This window comes from Bordetella sp. MIP270_01_BMS (assembly GCF_054958705.1).
The window spans coordinates 3,500,790-3,516,125 of sequence record NZ_CM143297.1; the positions used below are offsets into that span (position 1 = coordinate 3,500,790).

At 56.8% G+C, this 15,336-nt stretch carries 16 protein-coding genes; 2 read left to right on the forward strand and 14 right to left on the reverse strand.

The features are described from left to right. Positions 1–457 precede the first annotated feature (457 nt). From ACV17W_RS16430 to mads1, 5 genes are read right to left on the reverse strand one after another with little or no spacing between them, the layout of a single operon-like run. Positions 458–1,636, reverse strand: coding sequence for a GIY-YIG nuclease family protein (locus tag ACV17W_RS16430; protein ID WP_462593398.1), 1,179 nt, complete (start codon positions 1,634–1,636; stop codon positions 458–460). Further along, positions 1,629–3,677, reverse strand: a complete 2,049-nt coding sequence (locus tag ACV17W_RS16435) for a DEAD/DEAH box helicase (protein ID WP_462593399.1) — start codon at positions 3,675–3,677, stop codon at positions 1,629–1,631. Before ACV17W_RS16435 ends, ACV17W_RS16430 begins: the two co-directional genes overlap by 8 nt. Continuing rightward, entirely contained in the window at positions 3,674–5,020 is a 1,347-nt protein-coding gene (locus ACV17W_RS16440) for a hypothetical protein (protein ID WP_462593400.1), read from the reverse strand. The genes ACV17W_RS16435 and ACV17W_RS16440 overlap by 4 nt, the downstream gene beginning before the upstream one ends. Continuing rightward, positions 5,017–7,803, reverse strand: coding sequence for a class I SAM-dependent DNA methyltransferase (locus tag ACV17W_RS16445; RefSeq protein WP_462593401.1), 2,787 nt, complete (start codon positions 7,801–7,803; stop codon positions 5,017–5,019). The genes ACV17W_RS16440 and ACV17W_RS16445 overlap by 4 nt, the downstream gene beginning before the upstream one ends. 58 nt (positions 7,804–7,861) lie before the next feature. Then, positions 7,862–8,062, reverse strand: a complete 201-nt coding sequence (mads1, locus tag ACV17W_RS16450) for a methylation-associated defense system helix-turn-helix domain-containing protein MAD1 (RefSeq protein WP_462593403.1) — start codon at positions 8,060–8,062, stop codon at positions 7,862–7,864. A 414-nt stretch (positions 8,063–8,476) separates the two neighbouring features. On the opposite strand from mads1, the gene ACV17W_RS16455 reads away from it, so the two are divergent. Next, positions 8,477–8,641 (forward strand): hypothetical protein, encoded by a 165-nt coding sequence (locus tag ACV17W_RS16455; protein WP_462593405.1) that lies wholly within the window; start codon positions 8,477–8,479, stop codon positions 8,639–8,641. Then, positions 8,638–8,892 carry a hypothetical protein gene (locus tag ACV17W_RS16460; RefSeq protein ID WP_462593406.1) on the forward strand — a complete coding sequence of 85 codons (255 nt, stop codon included), beginning with the start codon at positions 8,638–8,640 and terminating at the stop codon, positions 8,890–8,892. The genes ACV17W_RS16455 and ACV17W_RS16460 overlap by 4 nt, the downstream gene beginning before the upstream one ends. Before the next feature lie 61 nt (positions 8,893–8,953). On the opposite strand, the gene ACV17W_RS16465 is transcribed toward ACV17W_RS16460, so the two are convergent. The 9 genes from ACV17W_RS16465 to ACV17W_RS16505 form a co-directional block, all read right to left on the reverse strand. Continuing rightward, positions 8,954–9,175 (reverse strand): type I toxin-antitoxin system ptaRNA1 family toxin, encoded by a 222-nt coding sequence (locus tag ACV17W_RS16465; protein ID WP_462593407.1) that lies wholly within the window; start codon positions 9,173–9,175, stop codon positions 8,954–8,956. 66 nt (positions 9,176–9,241) lie between these two features. Then, positions 9,242–9,484, reverse strand: a complete 243-nt coding sequence (locus ACV17W_RS16470) for a hypothetical protein (protein ID WP_462593408.1) — start codon at positions 9,482–9,484, stop codon at positions 9,242–9,244. A gap of 12 nt (positions 9,485–9,496) precedes the next feature. Further along, on the reverse strand, positions 9,497–11,095 hold the full coding sequence (gene trbL, locus ACV17W_RS16475) for a P-type conjugative transfer protein TrbL (RefSeq protein WP_462593409.1): 1,599 nt from the start codon (positions 11,093–11,095) through the stop codon (positions 9,497–9,499). A 2-nt stretch (positions 11,096–11,097) separates the two neighbouring features. Then, complete coding sequence (locus ACV17W_RS16480; RefSeq protein ID WP_462593410.1) at positions 11,098–11,244, reverse strand: hypothetical protein; 147 nt, start codon at positions 11,242–11,244, stop codon at positions 11,098–11,100. 2 nt (positions 11,245–11,246) lie between these two features. Then, positions 11,247–12,026, reverse strand: a complete 780-nt coding sequence (trbJ, locus tag ACV17W_RS16485; protein WP_462593411.1) for a P-type conjugative transfer protein TrbJ — start codon at positions 12,024–12,026, stop codon at positions 11,247–11,249. Between the two features lie 203 nt (positions 12,027–12,229). Further along, positions 12,230–12,403, reverse strand: a complete 174-nt coding sequence (locus tag ACV17W_RS16490; protein ID WP_462593412.1) for a FitA-like ribbon-helix-helix domain-containing protein — start codon at positions 12,401–12,403, stop codon at positions 12,230–12,232. Positions 12,404–12,472: 69 nt separating this feature from the next. Continuing rightward, positions 12,473–14,257, reverse strand: coding sequence for a TraI/MobA(P) family conjugative relaxase (gene traI / locus ACV17W_RS16495; RefSeq protein WP_462593413.1), 1,785 nt, complete (start codon positions 14,255–14,257; stop codon positions 12,473–12,475). 34 nt (positions 14,258–14,291) lie between these two features. Continuing rightward, the gene (gene traJ / locus ACV17W_RS16500; protein WP_462593414.1) at positions 14,292–14,663 is read right to left on the reverse strand and encodes a conjugal transfer transcriptional regulator TraJ; all 372 of its coding nucleotides are present in this window, start codon (positions 14,661–14,663) and stop codon (positions 14,292–14,294) included. 316 nt (positions 14,664–14,979) lie between these two features. Then, positions 14,980–15,336: a TraK family protein gene (locus ACV17W_RS16505; RefSeq protein WP_462593415.1), complete on the reverse strand. Its 357-nt coding sequence runs from the start codon at positions 15,334–15,336 to the stop codon at positions 14,980–14,982.

The window sequence follows — 15,336 nt, forward strand, 5'->3', positions numbered from 1 at the left end:
GCAAGTAAGCATGATCGCCGATGAAATCCAGATCGGTCGGCCACGTAGCAGAGTGTTCCAACAGGCGTGACCGGAGCCGACGGAGATTGGTATCTAGAGTCTGCTCATACTTTGTAAAGGCTAGGGCATGAAAGTGCGTGTTCTCATAAAACGCTTCTGCCTTTGCCTTCCGATATGCGACGTATAAATTTCCTAGACTGAACATCTCAGACTGCGACGCTGGCATATGCCTCCCTTGCTGACGTATGCAGGCCACTCACTGGTGACCGGACTCTTGCTCTATCTCTCTTAATCCCTAGCGCGACAGGTCAGGCACCCATATGCTTCCAAGCGCCAAAATAACAGGCCTGTCGGAGCTCGGGCTCCCCTCTCGACAGCACGCCAGGCCAAGTCGCCAGTCTGCCGTCGGTCGGGCGTGCTAGTAGGAGCGCCAGGGGTATTCATACATTTGCGCTATCTATGTTTTCATCAGCTTGGCAGCCTTGGGATCGTAGATATACCCGGTAATGCTTCCATCCTGGATACGTGCAACAGCCTCATCAATGACAAACAACGGAACGAGGAACCACTCCGCGGGCTGCACGGGATAGCCGAAGCGGTCATTGATGGTGATGTTCAGCCGTGCTGAAGCGAACAGCCTGTGAAATAGGCTCTCCATTCGGATGCGGTTGATACCTGCGAGCTTGTAGGTCGCTACCACTTCGACCTTCGCTAACAGGTAGGTAGAGTCGTGTTCAGCGTTGACGATGCGCGTCTCTACCTTGCCGCCGGTGACACCAATCTTGTGGATGACATCACGATGCTCGGCCACATAGGGGTTGTCGGATAGCGAGCGCAACACATAAATGGTGCCACTTTCCAGATCCCCCTCTTCCAAGGAATCGCTGAACAAGGGCCCCATGTCTGGATCAGTAATTCGACGCGCTGTTTCGTCTTTGTACAAAGCACGGGCCAGGGACAGCCGCAGCAGGTTGCTTTCCGTACCATTCGAGAAAATGACACGCAGCCGAGCATCCTTCTTCCCCTGTGGCGAATCGAACTCCTCACCCTCCTCTGCTACATACGCCGTTTGACCGTCCAGGATGAACCAATGGCCCACTTCAATCGTTGCGTACTGACCGAAAGGTCGGGTCACTCTTAAACCTGAACTCAGATCACTGCGCACCTGATCGAAAAGCGGTTTGAACGCATCAAAATTCTCGCACGGCTTGCGATCCGCAATCTCCTCGGCTGCGCGCTTTTCGGCACTGGTACGGACATGGCGCAAGACCGTGATGTCGTCCACGCTAACAACATCCGCCAGTTCGGCGGCCAGATCGTCGATGTCGATAGTTTCATCCGTCGAACCGGAAGTTACCAATGGCCCAGCAAGCAAGCCCTGATGATCAAGCGGTTCAAGCAAGGCGCGACATTCCGGGAGCGCTCGTAGACGGTCGAGGCGCACGGCATACAGACGCTCGAATATATCGCGGTCTTCACCATGCTGAGGTACACGCCCATGCTGCTCAGTGAAGCGCTGGATTTCTTCAAAGCCAGCGATGACACGTTCCTCGCTGGCGGAGCGTCCTTTTTCCTTTTTAGGCGGCGCGAAGTCCGCCAGTTCTGCCGCCAGATCGTCAAGGTCGGAGTTACTCATAGCGCCCCTCCGCCCTGAAACGCATGAATGCGGCCGCGCCTTCGGCAAGGTGCTTTTCCCAGGCATCTTGCGAAGTCGCCGATGGGAGCCGCCCACGTTCACGTTTGAACTCAGCCGCGCGCTTGGCGATCACTTTCGCTTCATCAGGCGTGATCGAGGTGCGTTTGGCCGAAATGACTGCCGCGACCTGCTTCAAACTGTCCTCGCTCATGGTCTTGGCAAGGATGGCATAAGCTTCGCCGAAGGGATTGATGCGATCGATCAGGTCGATGTCCAACTCGCGCACGTCCATCGCAAAGCGACGCACGCCGTCGATCAAGGCAGTGTTGAGCACCCCGTCGCTCTCGCCTTCGGTGGCAAGCCGCTTGGCCTGTTGGGTAAGGTTGAGGGCAGCGATGGCATGCTGGCGTACTGCCTCCTGGTCTTCAGCGTCAAGTTCGGGATACTTGTCCTTGATGATCTTGCCCATGCGAACCTGGGTCAGCTCTTCGGGAATTAACTCTTCGTCGAACAGGCCTCGCTCTATGGTGGGCTTATCCTGCACGAAGGCCGCAATCACTTCGTTCAAGTCTTCCTGGCAGATTCGCGCTGCCTCTTTGCTCTTGGGATTGGCCAAGCCCTTGATCTCGATCTGGTACACCCCTGTGTGCTCATTGACACCGAAATTGCACCGATCCGGGTCATACCCTCCATCGCCATAGTCAAAGCCCGGCGTCGGACCGCTGTCGGGATTCTTGGGCTTGAACTCGAAGCGCGGCGCCAATACCTGCTCCATCAGCAGGCTTGCCGCAATGGCCTTCAAGGTATCGTTGACGGCCTCAGTGACAGCCTCATCGGTAGCATCTACGGCAGCGATCAGGTTGGTGAACCTGGCGCGGGTCTTGCCGGGTGCATCCCGGGTGGCGCGGCCGATGATTTGCACAACTTCGGTCAGGCTGGCACGGTAGCCCACGGTCAGCGCGTGTTCGCACCAGATCCAGTCGAAACCTTCCTTCGCCATGCCGAGCGCGATGATGATGTCCACATAGTCGCGATCCACCTTCATTTCTGCCGCGCGAAGGCTTTCCTGTATCTTGCCTTGGCTGGTTGGGTCTACCAGGTCAGCGATACGCAGCACTCGGCCATCAAGGCGTTTGACTAGCTGGAAACCAGTCGCAGGGTCTGCACCCTGCCAATCGCCAAGCTCGCCGAGAATGTGTTCGACCTCCTTGATTTTGTCCTTCGTGCTCTCGCGCGAATTGACGTTGGGAATGTGGATGATGGTCTTCTCGGCGGAATCGAGGACATTGAGGATGTCATCGACGTAGGGGCCGCTGTAGAAGAAGTAACCGATATCGAGTTGCTTAAGGTACTCGTAGCCATTGAGCTGTTCGTAATAGGTGTAGGTGACGGTATCGAATTTCGACTCATCCTGAGGAGCGAGGACGGCCTCCGCGTCACCCCGGAAGTAGGAACCGGTCATGGCAATGATATGCGCCTTGTCCCGCCCGATGAACTGCCCCAGTTGCTGACCAAGCCTGTTGTCTGGGTTAGCCGACACATGATGGAACTCATCGACGGCAATCAGACGGTTGTCAAATGCTTCTATGCCGTAAGCATCGACCGCGAAGCGGAAGGTCGCGTGGGTGCAGACCAGCACCTTGTCGCCACTTCCGAGGAACGCACCCAGCGACCTGACCTTACCGCCGTTGTCGTTGCCCGGCGCATTACACAGGTTCCACTTTGGCTCGACGTGCCAGTCAGCCCAGAATCCATACGTCGAAAGCGGCTCGTCGTTGAAACTGGCCCCGATGGACTTTTCAGGCACGACGATGATGGTCTGCTTGATGCCCTGATTCTCGAGTTTGTCGAGTGCCACGAACATCAGTGCACGGCTCTTACCCGATGCTGGCGGCGACTTGATAAGCAGGTATTGCTCTCCCCGCTTCTCGTAGGCCCGCTCTTGCATGGGCCGCATACCAAGTGCATTGGCCTTGGTTGATACGCCGTTGCGAGCGTAGGTGACGGAAACGGACGGTACGGATCTGGTCTTGTCGCTCATGCTTTCTTTCCCCATGGCACTGTCTCTGATTCGGTCACGTATTTCGCCGCCAACCGACTGGTGTAGGTGTCGTCGTAGCTGCACAAGGCCAGCATAGACAGCTCCAGGTACCACAGGCTCAACTTCCATGCATCTACGTAGCAACCGTGTACTTTCTTTTTGCTAACGGGATGAACCAGAGAATTTCGGATGTCTGTGATGGCGTGCGGCGCATCCATCCACTTGGACTCTTTTCTGAAAGCGTCATTCGCTTGACGTATGTCCGGTGTGGTATCCGTGATCTCGCTCGGAATACCACACACGGCGAAAAGCATTCGCAGCCGATCGGAAGCACGCAAATCATCGAAACCTTTGCCAGAGATCATCTTGCGATCCACAACAAGGTAGTGGTATGCCAATCGCTCCAAGGCAGACTGTGCCAGGATGATAGCCGCATCGATGCCCGGCGAACCGCCATTCGTGTTGGCCTGTGCATACCAGTAGATTGAAGATCGCAGACAGTCCCTCCACTCCTCCGACTGCTGCCAACGCTTTACGAACAGCGGGAAGAGAAGTTCAGCCTGACTCGCTTTGAACGGGTTGAACCATGAATAAGGCGGCTTAATAGCATGCGGGGAAGCAAAGGTCTTCCACGTCGTCGCGCCTGCAGCATCGACTCCCACCCCACATACAGGCGCGCACTTCCCACCTTTGATGAACGAGAGGAAGTTGTTAAGGAGATGGCATTGCTCGCTGGCATCGTCCCCCGAAAACTGCTCGCTGTCCTTGCGCTCTAGCTTCACCACATGCGTCAGGAAACAACCACCTTCGGCTTTGATTCGATTCCAAGCTTCACGCGTAGCACCATCCGGTAGTTCTTGAAGAGAAATTCTCCATTCTTCAGATTCCAGAACTAACAAAGCACATCCTGCAGGTGCAGCTTTCTGATGCTGGCCACCCCGGAAATCAGGAAAGTTGAAGAGGTGGAAGGTTGCCGCAACCGACGTCTTGGAGTGCATGTCGCCCGACACCACTGGCTCGAACCGCGGCATCCAATTCAGCTCCAATATGGCGTCATGTGCTTTGCACTTCACACAAAACCCCTCGATCTTCTGGCCATTGAAGGAAAGCGATCGATCCCTCGATTCATCGAAACAAAAACGAAATGCTTCTGCCTCCGTCGCGCCTTGAAGCGACGCATGAAGGGTCACACGTGGACTGGGAAGAAATTGCAGTAACACGTCAGCGCTTCCGGAATAGCTCTTATCCCGCCACTCCAGTTCAGCTGGCCCCTGGAGCAGACGGACAGGCTCAGGCACGGGGGAGAAATCGTATGCTGGCTGCAAAGGCTCAAACTGATTCATGCCCTCCTCCTCGCGGCTGCTCTTTTCGCCATGTCTTTCTTCGTCGGTACTTTGTCCGCTGCCGCCGTTATCTTGGTGTAGAGGTCGAACAGCTTTTCCAGCCGCTCGGTGTCGTTCTTGAAGCGCCGACCGATGTAGATGCGCTCCAGTATCTCATCGTTACGCTCGTGCGCAGCGCGCAGGTCGGACGGCATGTTCTCAGGGTCGTACAGGTTTGCGATGGTCTCGGGGAAATGGTGCTCCCGTGCCAGCAGAATGTCCTCAGCGGAGCGCGTGAGGTCGGCCTTCATTTTCTCGGTAAGGATTGGAACCGGGAAGGTGTTCCAGCCGAGGGTATTGGAGTAACGGTAGTCGGTTCTCAGCCTGACGCATACGGTCGCAATCCACTGTTGATGCAGACGACTTGCAACGATTGCCAACATCCACGTTGGAGCGTCATACGCCACGGCTGCTGTATCAGCCACCACTGTTTCGCCGTCAACGAATCCACAAGGTAGGTATGGGCGATTCTCTGATGTGACCCTAGGAACAATGAGCGCACTTCCGTCACGATGAGGGGCGTATACGAAACGATGGGGCGTCTTCGCGTTGTCGTTCGACTGTTTTCCCTTGCTCGCCATCCGAAGTGCCCGAACTTGCGCGAGTCTTTCCGCAACGGTCGGTATGCTCATTGCCAGGGTGAGGTCTTCGTCTTTAATCCAAAGACAATACCGTGCGGTCGATCTGACGAACTCCTGTGAGCCTACATAGCGGCGAATGAGGTGCGCTGCCTCAGGATATCGTTGCAACAGGGTATCAACGCCTTGCCGGTCCTCGAAGATTAGGTTGCCGCCATCAGACGGCTTATTTCCATAGTCCATGATTGGGAGGCCATCTGATCGCAAAGTTTGCTTCTGAACGATGACATTGGGCATATCTATGAGATATGGCCCAATGTTGTCCGCCTCCTTGGTTGTCTCCCCTTCAAATATTCTCTTTGGTCGAATGGTTCTCTTGGACGCGCCAACGATTACACATGTAACTCCAGCTTTGTCTTTGGCCAAGTTGCCCCAAGTGAATGGTCGGTGGGCGAAGAAAATTGCCAAACCGCGACTTAGGATTAGGGGCCACAGCAACGCCACTTGAATCCCTTGGCAAATTGTTTTTGTCGCAACCAGAGCGAAGTCAGCGTTTTCGGTCGCGCAATAGCGCGCAGCCTGCAAATACCACGCAGCTACATAGTCGAGATCTTTGTAGGTCTTTGTCTCGCGCGAAAACACCGCGTCCATATCATCTTGTTGTGCATCATTTCGCCACTGACTCCCAAGATACGGCGGATTGCCGCAGATGTACGTCTCACCGCCTTCGTTGTCGAAGTCGATCTCAGCTTGGTCGAGCGGAGAGCCGAATAAATCATCGGCTCGCACCTTAACACCGGTTCCGGTCGGTGGGCAGATGTTCAACCAGTCCAGCCGTAGCGCGTTGCCACAGGTGATCCAGTTCTCGTTACGCAGGGGCAGGAACTCGGCCAAGGCCAGCTTTTGACCTCGGTACAGCACGTCGCACTGGTACTCGCCGATGACCAGTGCGAGGCGAGCAATCTCCGCAGGGAAGTCGCGCAGCTCGATCCCTCGAAAGTTCGTGAGTGGAATTTCTGATGCGCGGTCTGGTTCGCCCCGTCGTCGGTTGATCTCGGCCTCGACGGCGCGCATTTCTTTGTAGGCGATGACCAGGAAATTGCCCGAACCGCAGGCCGGATCGAAGACCCTGATCTTGGCGATGCGCTTGCGTAGGTTGAGCAAGGTGCGTGGGTTATCTCCCGCAACTTCCAGCTTGGAACGCAGGTCGTCGAGAAACAACGGATTGAGCACCTTGAGGATGTTGGGGACGCTGGTGTAGTGCATTCCCAGTTCGCCGCGCTCCTCATCCTCGGCGACGGCCTGGATCATCGAGCCGAAGATGTCCGGGTTGATCTTGGTCCAGTCGAGACCTCCGACGTGCAGCAGATAGGACCGGGCAATCTTGCTGAACCTCGGCACCTCGTCGCCACCGGAGAACAACTGCCCGTTTACGTAGGGGAAGTCTTCGGCCCAGCGGGGAATTTTCGCGGCAGCCCGGTCCTCGCGCTTGGTATTCATGACGCGGAACAGCGTGGCGAGAACTTCGTGTGTGTTCGAAGAGTCCCTGGCGCTCATCTGCGCGACGGTTTCGGTGAAGCGTCCCTTGCCGACGAAGATGTCGGTGTCCTCGGCAAAGAAACAGAAGATAAGCCGCGCCATCAGCTTGTTCATGTCGTGGCGACGCTCAGCCGTGCCCCAATCGGGGTTGTCTTTCAGCAGTTCGACGTACAGGCGGTTGAGTCGACTGGTGGCTCGGATGTCGAAGGCGTTTTCGCTGATCTGGCGAACGGTGCTGATGCCCGCCAGCGGTAGGAAGAAGCCAAAGTGGTCCGGAAAGTCCTTGAAGGCGCAAGCGACGGTCTCGCCGCTGGTCAGGTCTTCGGCTTCGAAGTTCGTGCCGTCTGTGGCGAGGATAAACTTTGCTTTGGCTTTGGCTGTCGCCGGGCTGGCTTTGAGAGCGGAAAGCATCTGCGTCACTCGCCCAGCATCGCAGGTAAGAATGTGGATGTTGCTGGTCTGGAGAACACCGCCGAGATCAGATTTGTTCGACGCCCCGGCGCGAAGGCGTTTGATGGTCGTCGCCTTGTTGCCGAACGCCTCAAGAAAAGCATAGGGAAACTCTGCACCGTCGAACGGTTGCTCCGCGAGATCGGTGATGGCTTGTTCGATTTCTACAGCGTTCATGGGCGTTCAGCTCTACGTCTGAGCTGGGCCGCTTGGCTGCTGCTGTTCTGCGGGGTACTCATATTTTGTCCTGCGTTTTCTCGGCTATCTGCGCGGCAATCCAGCGATCTAATTCGCTGCGACGAAACCGCCAGGTCCCGCCCAGCTTGAATCCCGGTATCTCTCCCTGTTGGGCCAGTCGGTACACGGTCTTCTTTCCTGCTTTGAGGTAGGCCGCTACTTCATCCAGCGTGAGAATTTCGCTATCGGGTTGGTTCATGTCAGGCGACTCGCTTGGCGTTAGATGGCGAAGGGTTCCAAAGTTTGGTCAAGTTTACCATCTGCTCCATCCAGCTGAACTCCGGATCTTGTGTGCGCGGAGTCGTAGACCTGACCAAGCCGCGCGTAATGGCCGGCTGGCAAGCTCGCAGCGATTGCCCTTGTTGAACCACCCCTCGTCCCCGACTAGAACTGAACTGGTGAAATCATCGATGATGCTCGTCCGCTCAGTACTCTGACGTGCCGTACGCATTGATTCGTTGACAGAATTCGAATATTGAAAAGCCAACAAGCACCTTGACACCCAACGATGGCTTGAACGACGCCTCAAAGGCGCATAGAAAGGGTGTCGAGCAAACCACCGTTTGATGAACAATAGGCTAGTATCGAGTTGAAGATGGGGAGATAGATGACCATGAAAACAGTGAGCGCCGCCGTGCCGGCGGACGTCAAGGCCGAAGCGATGACCATCCTGGCCGCTCGCGGCATCAGCATGGTAACCCTTGTACATGAGCTGCTGACCCGCGTGGTTGCCCGCGATGCCGAAACGCTGGCCTGGCTCGATGAGGCCCGCCAATGAACCGCCCGCGCTACACGTTGGCCGAACTGCTGACTGGAGCCGAAGCCGCCGGCGTGTATCCGCTGCCGCCGGAAGAACGCGAATGGGTAGATGCGCCGGCTGTGGGACGTGAATTGTTGGCCGAGGATTTACAAACGACCGAAGCCGTAGCCGCGTATCTGGCGCACGCTGAAGCCACCGACGACATGGCCTATATTGAACACGCTCGCGAAGTCGCGGCGCACGCCAGAGCCATGCATGGCATAGGGTAGGGGGACGATGGAAAGCGAAAATGACGGCCGGTGGCCGCCCTTGTTGTTCTTGGTACGCGTACTACTCGGTTCCGAGTGACTGCCGCACCGCGTCCAGCGCTTCACGGAAGTCGTCCCGCGTGGCTTTTCCTGACTCGGCTTGGTAGAACAGCACCATGAACATGTTGGCGACCGCCTCCGCCATAGTCGCAATTTCCTTTGCTGTGTCCTGGTCGAGCCAGTCCATTCCAGCCAACAGCGTTGCTGCCTGCTGCACTGTTTGAGTAGTATTCTGAATTGTCATTTCATGCACCTCTTTTGCATCAAGTGGAAGTGCCGGGCCTGTGTTGCATAACCGGCCCGGCGCGTATTAAAACAGCCCTGCTGCCTCAGCGAACGGTGACCTGCCAGTACCGCCGCTGGTGGTGTCCGTATTTCTCGACGGCTTGATTTCGATCTCTAGCTTGGGGGCTGGACGAGTCACAAAGGCCGCTGTCTCGTTTTCCTTGTCAATCTCGGTCGATTGGTCGCCTATCGGTTCAAAGCGGCTCTGCTCGATGCTGGGGGCTTCATACATGGTGGCCAAGGCCACCATGTAGTTTTCTGCTGTCATCGTGATGGCTCCTTATGTTGGATTGTTTTCGTTGCTGCCCCTGCTCACAAAGCCTTCGACTTCGGCATTGCGCTCCTGTTGTCGCTCCTGGGCATACGAAACATAGTCCTCGACTCCGAACGTATTGCCTTCACTTTTAGCCTGCCATTCAGCATGGGATTCCGTTGCCTTGGCCTGATCGGCTTCAGATAGGTTGCCGAGTCCTCCGGTTTGGTGCATCCAGCCAGCCCCGCCGCTGGCGCCTTCTCCACCAAAGCTGTTAGACCCGAATGTCGCGCCGCTGCTGTCAACGACTGGTTCCATGCTTTCGCGGATTGATGCCGCAAGCTTGCCGCCTGCTGTCTCGCTCACACGTTGCTGGAAACCCGACGAAACCGAAGAACCCACACCCTTTGCCAACTCGCCAACCGTACCCGCTGCCAGCTTGGCCGCACGACCAAAACCACTGCCATCACTATCGCTGCCACCAAAGCCGGCCGCTTGAGCAAACGGCGTATTGCCAGCCGTGCCGGCTCCATCGCCAGAGCCACCACCATCGCTACCACAGCCACCGACAGATGCCATGCTCGGCATATCACCGCCTCCGTTCATGCTGGCCGACGCCTTCTGAAATGCAGCCTGGATGGCGGATGCACCGCCCATTGCTCCAGTGGCTGCACCCATTGCGGCCTTGGCCGCGAGTGCCGCGCCGCCGGTAGCCATACCTGCTGCTGCCACACCCGCGCCCATGATTGCACCCGCACCAAATGAACTACCCGCCGACGCCGCCCCACCACCGCCCGGAATCAAGCCAGCAATCACATTCGGAATTGTGTTGATGAGGATCACCAGGACAAGGGATACGACAAAAACCACCAACAATTCATCTATCGGCGCTTTCTCCGCCAGGGCCGCGTGATAACCGTCAATGATGGAAGTCGCGATACCTACGAGGAGCGTCATGGTCATGAGTTTGAGCGCGATTCCAGCCACATTTCTGAAGTAGTTAATTGCAATATCCGAAGTCCAACGCGCACCGCCGAAACCTAAAACAAAGACACCGGCGTATGCCAGCACCCAGGCCGTGACAAGTGCCAATAGGACGTTGGCGGCAACTACTGCCATGCAGGCCAGGATGGCCAGCGTGGTCAGGAAAATCGACAGGTTGTCGATAGGGCTGGTTACGCTGTAACTCTTGGCCGCCTTCGCCAGAATATCGAAAGCAATGTCGATAGGCGTAGATGGGTTCAACCCTTGCGATAACCCGGATGCTTCGCCAGCAATCATCCTCAACGAATTGATAATGTCCATCGCGAAGTTGGGGCCGTTGATAAGCAGCCACCAGAAAAAGCCGGTGAAGATCGTGAAGCGGACAAACTCCGCGAAGAACTCGCCAATGTCGGCCTTGCGCAAGGCCATCATGCCGAACGTCCAGACCATCGAAATCACAACGAGCGTCCAGAACAGCCAAGTGGCATGCTGGGCGATAGTGCCAGCCCAACCGCTACTTGCGGCCAAAAATCTGTCCGAAACTTCGTTCAGAACACCGCCCCTATCTACGGCGGCAGCGGCAGTCTGAGAAATAATCAGCAACGGCGACACTAACCCCGCGCGCATAAGTACCGTTTTCATGATCAGTACTCCTTGCTGTTGGAGCGATTTACAGGCTTTTCCAGACCTTTATAGATAGATTCCTGGGGTTCAGGTTGCCGTTCTTCCTTGCAGCCCATTAGAGCCGACACAAACAAGAGCATTACCAATGCTTTAAGCATGATTTTCATGGTCAGTACTCCTTGCTATTGGAACGGTTAACCGGCTTCTGCAAACTTTTATAAAGATGCTCATGGGATGCTTGATATTGAGATTCCCGATCAGCATCCGCCTGCATTCTGGCGGCTACAGCGTTCTGCTGTGCAGCTAACATGGTGCGGATTTGCAAGAGCTGGTTAGCCTGGTTGCTGGCAAGCTGATTGGCGTAGCCGATGGCCTGGAGTTGACCTTGTGCGCCCTGGGCCGCACCCTGCAACCGTTCCAAGTTGTGGGCATCGTCTTTCAAAGCCTTCTGTTGATCGCTGACGGTCTTGAACAGCGCATCGTTGGCCCTCTTTTGCGACTCTGACGCCAAGCGTCGATTCTCCGCCATGGCGGCCTGTTCGGCGGACGTGCAACCGGCGGTGCCGTTGAAGCAGGGGGACGAACGGTAATAGGCCACGTCCTGGAATTTCTCCAGGTAATTATCCAGGCTGCCTAGTTGGTTTTCGTAGTAGGCCAGGGTGTTCTGAGCGGCAATCAACCTGTTGATAGTAGTCTGCGCCTGATCCCAGATATACGCAGCCGGGGCCATCGTGTTTTGCAGTTGATTTTCGTACTGCTGCAATTGAGTCTGGTATTGCTCGATTTGCTTGGCAGTGTGCGCAACCGCTTCCATCGCAGACATCACGTTCTGCACCAGGTTCGTGCCGTCGATGGTAGGTATGCCGGCCTGCGCTGAGGTGGTGAGGATGCCGGTTGCGAGTGCGCTGGCAAACGCGGTTTTAGCTGCTAAAAGGCGGACACGTTTCATGGTCAAGTACCTCGTTGTGATGAGTTAGCTATATGCGGCTAATCTGCCCCACAACGCTGCTACTGCTGCGCTACTGCGGGGTTGGGCCATCACGTGGCAGTTCGCCAAATCTGCCAAGGTACCCGCCCTTGCGACACCGTCACGCCGGGCTTACGTTTTTGTTGAGGTCGGTGTGTGCGTGCAACTGCACGATTGCTGCTTTGTTATTTCTTTGCTGGTTTCTCCAGGCCAACCGCTCGGCCCATTTTTTCCAGATCCAGCGGCTGGACTACTGCGGTCAATATCTCGCGTATTTCCGCCTCGGTGCTCCGGTTATTAAGCGCCGCTCGAACTTTCAGCGCCTGGTGCACCTCGTCGGGTAAATTGCGAATGCTCAATTTTTCGATGCTCTTACCTTTTGGTGTGCCTGCTACCAATGATATTAAAAACACCAGAATGCACAAACATCACCGGCCAGGTCCTTTGCGCTGTTTCGCCTTCTCCTTTTTGGCGTTCAACTCCGCTTGCAGCTTGGCCTTTAGGCACTCCTGGTCGCTGATTATCGGCGCGGGGGCTGGTTTCGGTGGCGTCACCACTGCTCCCTCGATCTGCACGGTTTCAACTTGAGACAAGGCACGCAAGCGGCCCGCCCGCACGACGGGCGGCGGCACGTTCCCAACACCAGGAACGCCCGGTTTTTTCGGCACGCTGAAGTTGTCTTGCAGTAACGCCTGGCGGCGCTTCTCCAGGGCCGGGTCGGCAAACGTGATGGGTAGCTTCCCATCAACGGCCGCCCGAATCGCCTGGGCCTTGAACTCGGTTGTGCCGTTGACGGTAATACGGTCACCGTACCGCTCGGCGGCCAGCTTCAACGCTTCCAGTACACCGTCCCGGTCGGCTCCTGTCGAAACTTGCAGCTTGTCGCCATCATCGCGCACGGCGCTTTGCCCGGCGCGGTAAATGATGGTGCCCTTCTTGGTGATGTTGTCGATCACCGGCGCACGGCCAGGCTTCGCCTTGCCCTGGGCGGTCAAGGTGTTGCCTTTCAAGCCCTGGGCCGCCTCCCTGGCTCGCAGCGCGGCCAACGCCTCGCTGTTGCCTTGGGTAGCTTCCTGCTTGAGCCAGTCGGCCCACTGGCGGCGCTGGTCAACCTGGTAAAGCCGTTCTCGTTCCTTGGCGTAATCCTTGTGAATCCCATCCAGCTCGGCCCGCAAGGTCGCGCTGGTTTGTGAGTACAGCAGCTTTTGGGCTACCCGCCCGCCACCGGCCAACTTGATTGCCGCCCGCTTCGTCGCGGCCTTCTGCTTGGCATCCGTCATGGCCCGATCCTTGCGCCGCTTCGCCTGGGCCAGCGCCTCGGCCCTGGTCAGGCTCAGATTCTTCAGCTCGTTTTTGTACCTGGCATAAAGCTCGGTTGTGTTGACACGCAGCCGCGCCGGATTTTTTTGATAGCTGCGCTGGGCTTGGTGTTGCTCTTGCTGCTTGGGGGACGCCTCAAACGTTCCCAAACGCTTTTCCAAGGCGGGTTTGGACAGTCCCCGTCCAAGGGTGCTGGGCTTGACCATCGTGCCGTCATCGGCCCGGATCACCAGCCCATTCCCACTTGGCGTTATTTCCAGACCGTTGTCACGCATGATCTGGTGCAGTTCCGTCCAGGACGGTGCCGCCTTGATCTCCTCCAGGCATTCGCGTTTGATCCAACCCGCCAGACTTTCCACGCCGGCATGACGCTCCATGTCGGCGGCCCTCGATGCCGTCCCGCGCTGGTGGAACTGGTGATTGTCGGACTCCAGGCCGTATTCCCGTTCCAGCGTCGTGCAAAGGTCAGCAAGCGCCAAGTGCGGGTAATACGGTTCGTGCATCGTGTGCCGGGTCGGGTGAATCTTGTTGATGGCAATATGAATGTGCAGGTTGTCGGTGTCGTTGTGAACGGCACTGACACGCTGGTGTTCAGCGTAGCCAAGCCCCGCGCAGATGCGTTTCTCAATCGCCCGCAAGGTGTCAGTGCCGGGCTGTTCGCCAGCGCGGAGGCTGACAATCAGGTGATAGGTCTTATCGCCCTTGGCCCGCGTGTTTCTGTGCTGTGTCGCTAGAACCTCGGTGATGGTGTCCCGCACCGACACTGCATCGCAGTTCGTGATCTGCACCTGGCCCAGCCGGTGATCCTTGCTCTGCGCATCGGTGACGTAGTTCACCAGGCCGGCGAAGTCGGACTTGCCCAGCGAGCGCATGGGTACATGCTTGGCGATCATCAGTCTGCCTCCGATTTTTTAGCCGCTAAAATTCTCAAGGCTCGGCCCTCGGTTGCACCACCGACTTCATCAGCCGGCTCATTTCGTCCTGGGTGGCCTCGATCCGGCCCAGCAGAGCAAGGATCGTGGCATCGCCGAAGCGGGCCGTGCGTGGGTCGTCGGTCAGCCATAGCTTGAGCAAGCCGCCCAGCCGGCCCAAGTCGCCATTGACTCGCACCAGCTCGCGCACGTACTCGTAATCCATGACTCCCTTGACCTTGTAGCCCTGGCCCACGTCACGCAGGTAACGCGCAACGCTGATTCCTGCCCTCCTGGCGCTCGCCTCGATCTCGGCCCGCTCTTCGGGCAGGCAATACACCTTGATGGGCGGGTTGTTCTTGCGCGTGACTCTCTTTTCGTCGCCCATTCCCATTCCATTAATCCTCCAGCCTATGGCTGAAAACAGCCTCGCAGAGCAGGATTCCCGTTGAGTACCGCCAGGTGCGAATAAGGGCAAGTGAAGTAGGACAACCCGCTTGCGGGTGGGCCTACTTCACACATCCTGCCCTGTATAAACAGTAGTTTTTGACACGTACGCTTGTGCATTTCACCGTGCAAACCGCGTGGATTCTGCGTGTGCACGCAGAATGAATCGTGGTTGACCACATGGTTCGCTGGTTGAACACCAAGAGGTGGAGAAATAGTGCCGTAATCGCGCAGCAGTTGTGACGCAGTCGAGACCTTCAAAACAAGTCGTCCTCTCTGAGTTGGGGATTGAATGTGAAGCCAGTCGCATGGTCCGGTGGCCGTACTTCTTGTGTGGCTGTGGTGGCGCGGGGCGGCCTTTTCCGCTTCGTGGCCTTGCCGAGCAATAGGCAGTTCACATGTCGCCGAAAGGCTTGATAGCTGAAGCGCACTCGTCCTTCATCACGCAAGGTTTTGTAGATGGTCAGCACTGACCAGCCATCATCAAGTGCTTGGCGGATTTCGGTACGCAGACTTAGGATCGTGGCGCGATTGAGATGCGGGGCATGTGTCGACTTTTTGTATGTGGTTGCGATGCGGTCGGTAAGCGAGGCTTCAGGATCTGGTCGGCTCAT